The sequence below is a fragment of the Bacillus sp. MUM 13 genome (assembly GCF_001866725.1).
Taxonomy (GTDB): Bacteria; Bacillota; Bacilli; order Bacillales; family DSM-1321; genus Peribacillus.
This window is the reverse complement of the sequence record NZ_MLYQ01000053.1, coordinates 1-2,448: the sequence shown is the minus strand read 5'-3', so window position 1 is coordinate 2,448 and position 2,448 is coordinate 1. Positions and strand designations below refer to the sequence as shown.

3 protein-coding genes are annotated in these 2,448 nt (G+C 39.0%); 2 read left to right on the top strand and 1 reads right to left on the bottom strand.

The genetic code is table 11. The features are described 5' to 3' along the window. Nucleotides 1-33: 33 nt before the first annotated feature. Complete coding sequence (gene perR, locus BIV59_RS14405) at nucleotides 34-477, top strand: peroxide-responsive transcriptional repressor PerR (RefSeq protein WP_071352172.1); 444 nt, start codon at nucleotides 34-36, stop codon at nucleotides 475-477. Nucleotides 478-594: 117 nt separating this feature from the next. On the opposite strand, the gene BIV59_RS14400 is transcribed toward perR, so the two are convergent. Continuing rightward, nucleotides 595-951 carry a YgzB family protein gene (locus tag BIV59_RS14400; RefSeq protein WP_071352171.1) on the bottom strand — a complete coding sequence of 119 codons (357 nt, stop codon included), beginning with the start codon at nucleotides 949-951 and terminating at the stop codon, nucleotides 595-597. 218 nt (nucleotides 952-1,169) lie between these two features. Between BIV59_RS14400 and BIV59_RS14395 the strand changes: the two genes are divergently transcribed. Further along, on the top strand, nucleotides 1,170-2,033 hold the full coding sequence (locus BIV59_RS14395) for a nucleotidyltransferase-like protein (RefSeq protein WP_071352170.1): 864 nt from the start codon (nucleotides 1,170-1,172) through the stop codon (nucleotides 2,031-2,033). The last annotated feature ends 415 nt before the right edge of the window (nucleotides 2,034-2,448 follow it).

Genomic DNA, 2,448 nt, shown 5'->3' with positions numbered 1-2,448 from the left:
ATATAAGAATATATACTGTTAGAAAAGAGGTGCATGGCGGTGTCTGAAAATCATTTGAAGGAAGCATTAGATTCATTGAAGGATACCGGAGTGAGAATTACTCCTCAGCGTCATGCGATACTTGAATATTTAATAAACTCGATGTCCCACCCGACAGCAGATGATATTTATAAAGCGCTGGAGGGCAAATTCCCGAATATGAGCGTGGCGACAGTTTATAATAACCTGAGAGTATTTCGTGAAGTGGGATTAGTGAAAGAGCTGACGTTTGGCGATTCTTCAAGCAGATTCGACTTTGTGACCACTAATCATTACCATGTAGTTTGCCAGCATTGCGGCAAGATAGTGGATTTTCACTATCCGGGATTGAACGAAGTTGAGCAATTTGCCTCACATGTTACGGGATTCCAGATCAGCAACCACCGTATGGAAATATACGGAGAATGCCCGGATTGTACTGGCAAAGAGACACATTAAAAAAGTTCCGCCTAATTAGGCAGGAACTTTTTTTTGTGCCAATATGGCACAAGCAGAATGGCAGAGGCAGCTGCTTTGAGTTTTTTATCTATCTTTGTCAGTGATTTACAGTGCGCGTCAATGATTCTTCGCTTGTCTTCTATTGTATTTTTCATCAAATTCTTCGCCCTCAAGATTTTTATCCAGTGTCAGGGGTTCATTGCAATGCATGCACATATCCACCCGCCCTAAAATTTTAGTAGGCTTGCTGCAATTTGGGCAAATAACCTGTACCGTTTTGGTGGAAAGCATGCCAATCCAAAAATACACAGCGGTGCTTGCCATAATACACAAGACGCCAAGAATCATGAAAATTGTCATGACGATAGGATGTGACCTGAAGAAAATCCCGCCATACATAACAATGAAGCCAATAAAGATTAAGCTTAAAGCAAATGTCCGAATTTTGTTTATTTTGCTAGAGTATTTTTGCATAGTTGTCCCTCCTGATTGTTTTAACTATACCACAAAATTGGGACTAATATGAAAATTATAACAAGGGAGAAATGGGTGAATTTCCGCAGGAAAGCAGGATTTCCACAAAAAAAGTCGAATCCGTATATTAGTGAAGAATACACCCTGTACATTTTGCTCTGTTTTAAATAAACTGAGTTTTGTACAGTAATCTGCAACGTTTTTGGAGGAATTTAAAAATGGAGGACATCCTTCGTCCAATATACCAGGAAAGAGCCAGCCACTCTTCGACACTTGGCATTTTATTAATAGAAAAAAGAGCGAATGACATATCAATCACAGATACCTTTGACTACATCCTTTTTGTTATTGTGAACGAAGCGGAAGATGCCGTTTTTCTGAAGCATTATACATACAGGGATAAAAAGGCAGCACTGCATGTTGTGTCTGAAAGCCAGCTGCAGGATTGGCTGCTGCTTGGGACAAACCGTAAAGTCGTGGACTGGATTCAAAATGGAAAGATATTATTTGACAGAAACGAATATCTTTCCAGTCTGAAAAGAGAAATCAGCGAATTCCCTTTCTACGGAAGGAAAATTAAAATGGGCATGGAGTTTGCCAGGCTAATAAGAAGGTACATGGACGGAAAAGTGTTTTTTGAAAATGGGCAGTTTCTCGATGCCTATAACCATGTTGTCCATTCTTTGCATCACTTGGCGCGCCTCGAAGTCATCGACCAGGGCTTTCACCCTGAGGTGACGGTGTGGAATCAGGTTAAGCACATCGAGCCTGAAATTTTTAAATTATATGAAGAACTCGTTAATAGCGAGGAAACTCTAGAGAAAAGGCTGGAGCTGTTATTTTTGGCAAGTGAATTTCTTATTTACTCAAGAACAAATATTGGCGCCCAGCATTTAATAGAGGTAATGGAAACAAAAGAAGAGCCATGGACAATTGCCCAGCTGATCAATCATCAGGAGCTGGCCCATTATGCAGTGGATCTCAGCGTACTTCTGGAATACCTTATCGAGAAAAACATTATTGAAATTGCGAATGTAGAAACAAAGGGACAGGAAGTGTATCACAGGCTTTATCATTTATAAGATCAGGAAGAAGAGCGGCAGCCTCCATGTTCAGCAGTGATATTTATGCATGTATAGGTGCTGCTTAGCTTCCTTTTGCTTGTAAAGCTAAGATCCGTAAAACAAAGAGCGCTTATGTGATTGAATAAGGGTATTTTGTAAAAGAATAGCTTGGCTAAAGTACTTTCAAGTGTTTAATAAACAGGTCCTGCATATCATAAAATAATTATCGTAAAAAATCATTTTTAGTATTGACCATTCATTATTTCGATGTTATATTTATATACGTCGCTAAGGGACATCAAGTTCTGAAGCGCAGAAAAATGTTTTACTAAAAAAGTTTTTCAAAAAGTTGTTGACAGTTAACTTACTTACATGGTAAGATAATCAAGTCGCTTCCGAGAGAAACGATAGAGAAATTGCTCTTTGAAAACTG

What these genes read in the sequence shown, in the direction of transcription:
- perR (WP_071352172.1), top strand. Translation starts at nt 34, where the DNA reads ATGGCGGTGTCTGAAAATCATTTGAAGGAAGCATTAGATTCATTGAAG.
- BIV59_RS14400 (WP_071352171.1), bottom strand. Translation starts at nt 951, where the DNA reads ATGCAAAAATACTCTAGCAAAATAAACAAAATTCGGACATTTGCTTTA.
- BIV59_RS14395 (WP_071352170.1), top strand. Translation starts at nt 1,170, where the DNA reads ATGGAGGACATCCTTCGTCCAATATACCAGGAAAGAGCCAGCCACTCT.